At 68.9% G+C, this 8,818-nt stretch carries 4 protein-coding genes; all 4 read left to right on the forward strand.

Annotated elements, in window-relative coordinates; translation table 11 throughout:
* Positions 1 to 1,324 precede the first annotated feature (1,324 nt).
* The 4 genes from ACFZBU_RS06925 (at position 1,325) to ACFZBU_RS06940 (ending at position 8,167) form a co-directional block, all read left to right on the forward strand.
* Complete coding sequence (locus ACFZBU_RS06925) at positions 1,325 to 1,495, forward strand: hypothetical protein (RefSeq protein ID WP_391582430.1); 171 nt, start codon at positions 1,325 to 1,327, stop codon at positions 1,493 to 1,495.
* Between the two features lie 65 nt (positions 1,496 to 1,560).
* Complete coding sequence (locus tag ACFZBU_RS06930; RefSeq protein ID WP_391582431.1) at positions 1,561 to 1,722, forward strand: hypothetical protein; 162 nt, start codon at positions 1,561 to 1,563, stop codon at positions 1,720 to 1,722.
* A gap of 647 nt (positions 1,723 to 2,369) precedes the next feature.
* Positions 2,370 to 2,738: a hypothetical protein gene (locus tag ACFZBU_RS06935; protein ID WP_391582432.1), complete on the forward strand. Its 369-nt coding sequence runs from the start codon at positions 2,370 to 2,372 to the stop codon at positions 2,736 to 2,738.
* A 1,913-nt stretch (positions 2,739 to 4,651) separates the two neighbouring features.
* Complete coding sequence (locus ACFZBU_RS06940) at positions 4,652 to 8,167, forward strand: LamG domain-containing protein (RefSeq protein WP_391582433.1); 3,516 nt, start codon at positions 4,652 to 4,654, stop codon at positions 8,165 to 8,167.
* Positions 8,168 to 8,818: the final 651 nt, after the last annotated feature.

An 8,818-nucleotide genomic window follows, 5' to 3' on the forward strand; every position in this document is an offset into this window, starting at 1 on the left:
GACGGTCGGCTTTCCGGGAGGCTCCGACCATGGTCCATCGCTATGAGCACACACCGCCGGAACCGCTGACCGTCGCTCGTCTGCGGTTGCCGACCGCGGAGCTGGACGACGCGAGGCCGATCGAGGCCGTGGTCCCCACGGGCCGAGTACCGAGTGCGGGATCGGTGACGAACCGCCGCTGGTCTCCACCGGCGCGTCCGGGGACTCGACGGTCGATGCGGAGAACGGCCGCCCGCGCCTCGCCCTGGCTCCGGACTACGAGGCCGGTCCGGCGAAGCAAGCTGCCTGATGACAGCGACCTCGAGGACCACGTGCGAGTGCTCCTGGAACTCGTCGAGGCATGTCGCGAGGAACTGGCGAGTCTGTTCAACGACTGTGAGCTGGAGCTGTTTCTCGGTTTCGGCAGCGGTCCGCGTGGGTGACCCGATGGGTTCCCACCACCCACTCCGCTTAACGCGCGGCGTCGGCAAGGACCGCCCACACCTGCTCGGGACCTGCCTCGATCAACTGCTGTCGTCTGGCCACGCCCTACGACTCCCCCGAAACACGCCACCCCCAACCGTCGGCGAACGGTGAACACGAACGCGGTGATCGCCAAAACCGACGCAGACCCGCCACGTGGTGGACCTCCCGTACCACATCTCATACCGAGATGGCCAGTTCTCGCGTACTTGGCGTTTCGGCAGGTCGTGTACCTCGTGCGGGTGATCCGGTCTCACTTCGGGCTCGTGTTCTCACAGCGCCTGTCACGGTCGTTCGCGAGTGAGTGTGGCGCGACGCAGCGGGTGGCTGATGGACTTGGACTTGGTCGGTGTCGAGTGGGTCGACGGGGATGACGGCAGGATCCGGCGGTCGACGCTGGATCCCGTGGCGGGGGTTGCCCTTGCGACAGGACAGCCGAGTAGCTGGCAGGATCAATCTCTTGGCACCAACCGCTGTTCCGTTGTTCCCCGGGACCGTCTATTGCGTCGTCACATCGCCCTACGGAGGTCGACCAACTCCTGCTTGCGCAGGGTTCCTTGCCCAACCAGGACATGAGAGTCTTGGCGCAACGATCAACGCCCGGTCGCCGCCATCCCCCGGCAGCGACCCGCACTCCAGGGAGGCCCCATGATCGACCTGCTCCACCGATGGACCTGCTATTGGGTCGATCTCCTGCAACGCCACGACTTGGCCCCGGAGAACATCGGGTCCTGACCGCCGCTCCACGCCATCGACTCAGGCCCCCACCCCCTCCCCGCGCCGATCCGTCGAAACGGTTGCCCGACGGCGGGCAATCTTCCTTGTCGTGCCGGGCGTTTCGGCTCGAACGACGGGAGCGTCGATGCGCGCGGAGGACATGGGTGCGGTCGCGGTGGTGGTACCCATACTCAGCGCAGCCCTCGGGGCGTTCGCGGTCGCCGGGCAGGACCGTCAGGCGAGCCGATCGCAAAGCGGCCGTCGGCAAAGGGCGTTCGAGGACGCGACCCGGCAGGTCGACTTCGCGGTGTTTTGATGGGCGGCATGTCAACGCCTCCCCGGCAGCCCGGAGGAGCTGGGCACCCTCGCGGCGGGCGACGCGTGTTCGTCAAGGCCGCCCCCGACGACGACCCCCTCACCGCCGCCGACGTCGCGGAGGCCGCCGTCCTGCGCGCCCTGCCGCACCGCGCGCCGGCGCCGGACCTGATCACACTGGAGCGGACCCACGGCTGGACGCTCGTGGTGATCGAACACCTCGATTGACGATCGCCGGCGACTCGCGTCGTTCCCCCGACACGTCCTCCCGACCGACCTCCTTCTCGACCCCCCGCCAGGGAGTCCGGCCTCGACGCTCAATCGTTCTACCTGCTGACCACGGCCGAACCAGCGCGCCGCTTCGCGCGGCACCGCACCACGCTCGGCACCCGCGATCCGCTCTACCGCTACTTCTGCAAAGGCCACCGGACTGCTCGGCTGTCGGCTCGCGGAATCGCGGGCCTGATCGGGCCGCCACCCCGCCGAGTTCTCACCACTGAGCGACACCACGACCGGACGGACGTCCACGTCACCACGCCGCCCGGCAGTCATGGCCGGACGGGTTTGGGCACTACACCACCCTCGGTACCCGTGATCCCCTCTGCCGTTCCTCCTGCAAAGGCCATGTCGTTTGAGAACAGCGGAACCTGCGTTCTCAAACGACATGGCAACCGCCCGGCTCGCAGGCGTCTCAATCGCCATCTGCACTGCGACAGGACAGCAGGTCAGGCCCTTCACTCATATGGGTGAGCGGGTCTGATGCCGCCCCGCTACGGAATCTGTGGCGACGACTGGCCGGAACCCGGGGACGCGTTCAAGGCTCACCGGCGGCTCCGCGCGGTCAACGGCGGAAGCGACGACGAACAGGAGGCGTGATGCAGAGCAGTGCGGAGAACATCGATGTTGTGCTCAGGATCGTGGACACCATGGTCGCCTACCGGAAGGCGCACGGCGGCCTACCTGCCGACACGGACGGCCGCGAGAACATGGCTGCGGCGATCGTCGAGGCCCTGGAGCGCGACGACTTCCGCTCGTGGACGTCTTGGGCGGCAACCGGACCGAGATGCCCACACCCGAACCCGCCTGACGGCACGGCGGCGGGGCGCCGGCCACTCCAGCCGGCGCCCCGCGTGCGTTCTGCACTCCGTCAACTGGTGGTTGGCCAGCTGGCCGACGAGCCGGCAAGCCAGCCGACCCGAGGATTCGGACACGATCGTGAGACTGGACAGCTGGCCAAGCCGTGAGACACGACGACAACTACCAGTTCACGGCACCGCCGCCGGCCATGGGCGGCGTGACCCTACATCAGCGTGAACGGCCCTTCAGGTGTGGGCGTGTGGTGGGGCGGGATGCAGCTCTATTCCCAACTCCGTTTCCCGAGAGGGTGGTTACCCGCCATCGACCCTCTCGGGGTGAGGCTTTGTGGCGTGAAACAGATGGTTGTGCAGATGGCGAAGGTTTCCGTGCAGGACCTGCCGTCGGCACGGTTGGCGGCAAAGCTGCGTGGCGAGCGAGTACAGGTCCTCGACAAGTTGACCGAGGCGTCGACGACAGCTGGCCACGATGCCCGCCCCCACATGTGGGACGCCACCGTCGACCCAGGAACGGTGAGCACACCCGCACGGTCCCCGTCGGCCTGGAGGTCGCACAGACCGGATCGAATATCGAACTGCGCCTGACCCCGGATGAAACGTTTCCGGCCGACCCCGCGACGGTGTGCCCGGTGACCGTCGACCCGTCCTCGGGCGCGCTGTCGGACGTGTTCGACACGCCCGCACCACCGCCCGACCGGGCCACCTCCGAGACGCCCAAGCCCCCGCCCGGCTTTGCGGGCCGTCGCGGCGCAGCAATCCGACACGCGGAACCCCGGGGTGGGGAAGGTTTCCGGATCTGCTCCGTAGCGGCCACGGGGCCCGGTCGGCCGCCGCTCTGACGGCCGAGGTCGCGGCAGATCCTGGGACCCCGCCGCGGCGGAGGTCCCACGGGACGATCACGAGCTCACCGTCCACCTGGCGGCCCTGGTCAACGAGGCGCTCATCGCCGCCGGATCGGCCCGGTGGGTACCCTCGTGGACGCAGCCGGGGCTGGTGGAGGCGATCGGGGCGATACCGCCGTACCTGAACCTGGTGCGGGGGCGCCATACGATCCGGACGAGGCGACCCGCCTTCGCGAACCTCTGCACGCGATCGACGTCGACCTCGAGGCGGGCCCCCACCCGGACGGTACCGGAGCGCGACCGGCCAGGACGCCGATGGGGGCGCGGGTGCGGCCGATGAGATCGGGATCGACCTCACCCCTTGGTGGCGACGAGTGCTCTTTACCTGGCCGACGCCGGACGAGCGCCGAGCCGCAAACGTGTTCAACGTGCTGATGCTGGGGGCGTTGGTCGTGGGTACCGTGGCGGTCGCGGTGTACGTCGCGGTGTACGACCCGGATCACGGGCAGGAGGGACCGACCCCGACGTATCAGCCGCAGTGGCTCGGGGGCGATGAGCCGCCGGGGCTCGGTACGCGGGGATCCTTCCCGTCGGCCCGGGCCGTGTCTTCCCGAGTCAGGTGCTGCGCACACCGTTCTCCCGCCGTTGCGGACCTTGGGCCCGAGGGGTTGAGCCGCCGGCCGCGGCGCCGCAGACAACCCAGGGGCTCGTCGGCCTCGCGCTCGTGAACGGTGCGGACGTCCTCGGTATGCCTCGCGTTGCGGGACATCCGCAGCAGCGTGATCCCTTGTGCGGACAGGACCGTTCGAAGGGCTTCGAGGCGAAGCCCTTGTCGCTGATCAGCAGCAGGCCCGGCCGTTCGCACACAAGCTCGGCGCCGACCTCCGGCATCGTGGCCGGCACCTCGCGCCCCCTGGTCGTGTCAGGCGCCCTGACGGGCCCACGAAGCCGGCGGTCCTGCGCGCGCTGACGCTGCGCCCGGCCGACCGGGGCGACCGCACCACCGATGCCTGCAGGTCCCGCCGCGAACCGCAATTCATTCATCAACTTCCCTGGCGTACGGACCTGTTCGCCTATCGCTCGGATCGCCCGGCCGCCTTCCCCGAACGGCTTCCCGATGCCAGACTGACGGGCGCCCCGCGGGCACCAAGGCCGTGACGCGCCGCTTCGGGCCGGGGGACGGGCCCGAAGCGGTTTGCGTGCGTGTGAAGGGGGACTCGCATGGCATTACAGGACTCCGTGCTCAAGGTCTACGGCGATCGCTCGTACGTACATGTGACGATGGTGCGCCACCAGGGCACGACGGTGGCGTTCGCCATGGACGCGGCCCGGCGGATCGTCTATTCCGTGCTGGATCTGTCCGGGCAGCAGGCGGCCAAGGGCGAGCTGGACGCGGCCTACTGGAGCGGAAATCCGATCGAGCCGGCGTTTCCCCGGGAACTGGCCGAAGTGGGTGTCGCCGTCGTCGGTGCCACAGCGATGCCGACGGTCAAGCGGGGCGGCACCGAAGCGGCCGCCGACGATCAGCCCGCGCCCGGCGAGATCGACACCTATCTATCCACGACGCCGCGGCTGACGGCGTCTGCCCCGTTCCACGTACTGCCGGACGGCACCTACGTGGTCGTGCTGCGCCAGTCGATCGGGAACGCGGACCCCGATGCGGTGTACAAGCTGACCGGCGGCGGCTGCTCGGGCAGCGTGTCCAGGACCGACTATGTGCTCGACGGCACCAGGAAAGTGCCGCTGGTGCGCGACACTTTGCTGTGCGACCGGTTCGTGCTGGTGGAGGGCAAGCTGAAGCCGGTACTCGAAGTACGGTACCGGCGCAGCAGGCACGCCACCCGCCCCGAGTCGAACAAGGACACCCTCGGTACCGAGGACATGGAAGGCCGTCCGTTCCATGAACCGACTCAGGAGCTGTCGTTCATCCGCAACCTGAGTCAGGGCCGCTTCGCCGCGGTGCTCGTGCCCACGGCGGTCAGCGGTATACAGCGGTGGCAGTTCTTCGCCCACAACGACGCCACCGGCCGCGTGGACTGCTTCAATGTCGAACAGGGCACCCAGGGGCTGTTCAACACGCAAGGAACCAGGTTCTACACGAGCCCGGATCCGGTCTACCGAGACGCGGTGTTCGAACGGAACCCGGGAACGTGCCCGTTCACCAAGCGCGAGTTGGTGCCGGTGGTGGGCGCCGGGAACCACGCCGAGACGGCGCTGCGTCTGAACGGCACGGACGCCGGCGTCGAGCTGGGTGATCCGGAGGTGTTGCGCTTCGGCGGGAAGCCGTACTCGATCGAGGCGTGGGTCAAGCCCGCCGAGTACGCAGACAGCCCCGTGCTGGCCAAGGGGTCGGCGTACCAGCTCGGCCTGAACGCGAACGGAACGGTGTACCTCTCCCACGACGCGGCGCCGTGGCTGATCACCTCCGCAGAGGCCATCCCGAAGGACGCGTACACCCACATCGCCGGCACGTTCGACGGCACGACCGCGAAGGTGTACGTCAACGGCAAGCTCTCCGGCAGCGGGGACATGCCGTTCAGGGAAGACAGCGGGGCAATCGCGCTGATCGGCAAAAAGGTGTATCGGGGCAGCACGATCGGCCACTTCAAGGGCGACATCGACGAGGTCCGGATCTGGAACCGGGCGCGCCCCGCGGCCGAGATCGCGGCGGATATGAACCACCGATCGATCGGCAACGAGCCGGGTCTGGTGGATCTGGACTGGCACCACTGGGCCGCGGTGTACGTGCACGCCAAGCGCGAGCAGATTCTCTACCGCGACGGCGCCGAGATCGCCCGCCGCACCACCGGGGGCCCCTACACCGGGAACGGGCCGCTGGTCCTGGGCTGCCAACCCTTCTCCAACGAGTACTTCAAGGGCCAGATCGACGAGGTCCGCGTGTTCGGACGGGTCCGCACCCCGGAGGAGATCTCCGCCGAACGCCATCAGCGGGCGCCCGACAGCGCCCCCGGTCTGCTGGGCCACTGGACCTTCCGCGGAAACGGCCCGACGGCCTCGCCGATCAAGGGCTACCAGGTGGTCGCGCGGGTCGGTGGCCACGTGCTGCGCTCGGCCGAGCGTTTCCCCTGCAACGAATGGGCGCATCTGGCAGCGGCCTTCACCCAGGCCTGGGCGATCCGGCAGGCCGGCAACCCCGGCCTGGAGGTGGCCCCACACAGCGCGCTCGACGTGACCGGCGACCTCACGATCGAGGTGTTCCTCCAGGTCGACAAGCTGGGCGCACCCGTGGACCTGATCACCAAGGGCCGCGCCGTCGACGGCGGTTCGGGCGGTGTCCCGTACCAGCTGGGGCTCACCGCCGACGGACGTGTCGAGTTCGCCTTCGCGGAGGCGGACGGCAATGCCGTCCGGTACACCTCGAACACGGCGCTCCAAGTCGGCGCGTTCCACCGCGTCACCGTGGTGCGGCAGACGCTCCAGGCCGAGGCCCCTACCGCCGGCCAGGCGGCCACCTCCCCATTTCCCGCACAGGAGATCCGCCTCTACCTCGACGGCAGGGCGGACGGGAGCCACCGCTACACCGGTGCCGGCGCGCAATCCAACCGCAACGGGGTGGAAATCGGCCACCGGCTGCGCGGCGCCCTGGGCGAGGTGCGGCTGTGGAGCGTGGCCCAGGGAACCCTGGACGGCGTTGTCGGGTCCGACAGCCGCGGCAAGGTCACCGACCCGGACTACCCGACCGCCACCGGCTACGGCGAGTACAGCTACTTCAAGCCCCGCGACGCCTACGTGCTCAAGCGCCGCATCGTCCGCGAACAGCAGCGCCTGCACGCGTACTACCAGTCCGTCTCGACCGAGACCCGCGACCACGATCCGACCCACGACCAGGCCAAGGCCGTGCTGCGCAGCATGGGCGTCGACGGCGGCACCGACGCCGGGTCCGGCCGCGGACCGACCGGCGGCAGGGCGGTCACGGGCTTCTCCCATCGGGACTTGGTCAACACCTACGTGTGGACCGCACGCGGTGGATTCTTCGCCGAGACCACAGAGGCCACGGACGCCGTCACCGAGACCACGTCCGGCTCCTACACGTTCAACATGAAGGGGAGCTTCGGCGTCGAGTTCATCGGATCGGTCAGCGGAGTGGGCATCTCGACCAAGTTCGACGCCTCGTTGGGCGGCGGCTTCAGCGTCACCCGCGCCCGCGGCAAGGACACCGCCCGCACGTTCGGCCTCGCCGTCAACTGCACGCCCTCGGGCGACCTGCAGCAGCGCGACAAGGACGGCAAGCCGGCGTACGACGCCGCGAACAAGCCGGTCCTGGTGCCCGGGAAGGTGGACGCCTACCGGTTCCTCACGTTCTATCTCGGCGAGGACAGCGCCAACTTCGAGGACTTCTACCAGAAGGTCGTCGACCCGCTCTGGCTGGCCAACAGCGGCGCCCCCGACGCCGCCGCCCTACGCCAAACCCAGCAGAGCGCCGCCAAGCCGCCGTGCTGGCGGATCCTGCACCGGGTCACCTACGTGAGCCGAGTGCTCCCGTCGATTCCGCCGCCCGGTACGCCGCCGTTGGACAAGGCGATGCGCGCCGAGAACATCGACAGCAACTACGAACTGATCAAGCGCCTCGAACCGTATGTCCGCACCGCCACCAAGAATGCCGCCGACCTCGCCGCCGCGACCCGCAGCGCGCCGGCCGCCCACCTGCCCGGACTCCTGCCCCACACCCCGGAAATCATCGACTACCTCGGCCAGTACTACGGCGTGGAACTCTGAGCGCCCCCGGCTCTCCGCATCTGCGGAGAGCCGGGGCAACCCGAACTCTCAGAGCGTGTTTCTGATCCCGTCTGCGTGAGGGGTTCGGGGCCTACGCTGGTGCCGTGTACGAGAGGGCCGAACGGGCCGGGGAACGTGTGTGCCCGGGGTGCCGCGGGCGGCTGAGGCCGGACGCGCGGCCTGGGGCGGTGTACTGCTCGGGGGCGTGTCGTGCCAGGCAGTGGCGCAAGGACCGCCGCCGGCGCAAGCGGGTGGTCGCGGAGTTGAGCGGTGCGGGCCGGGCCGAGTGTCCCGAGTGCGGGGCCATTTGGGTGGTGGGGGTGGATCGCCGTTCGGATGCCGTCTACTGCTCGCGGAAGTGCGTCGTGAGGGCTTGGCGGGCTCGGAACGAAACGTTCGACGAACGGTCACCGTGACCGCACTGCGAACGCATCGGAATGACACGCTCGAACGAGTTTCGGATACTTTCTGTCGTTTGCTGTGATCTTCGTATTTGCCGTTCGAGTGTCGGTTTCGGAAGCGGGCCGACGTCTTGTCACGGTCGAAGGGGCCGTGACCCGGCTCGCGCTGGGTGGTGAATCCCATGCCCGAAGAGTCCATGAATACCGGCAAGGTCGGCAGCGTCAGCGCCGATCGCTACGAGCAGATCGT

The organism is Embleya sp. NPDC008237, from assembly GCF_042956465.1.
GTDB lineage: Bacteria > Actinomycetota > Actinomycetes > Streptomycetales > Streptomycetaceae > Embleya.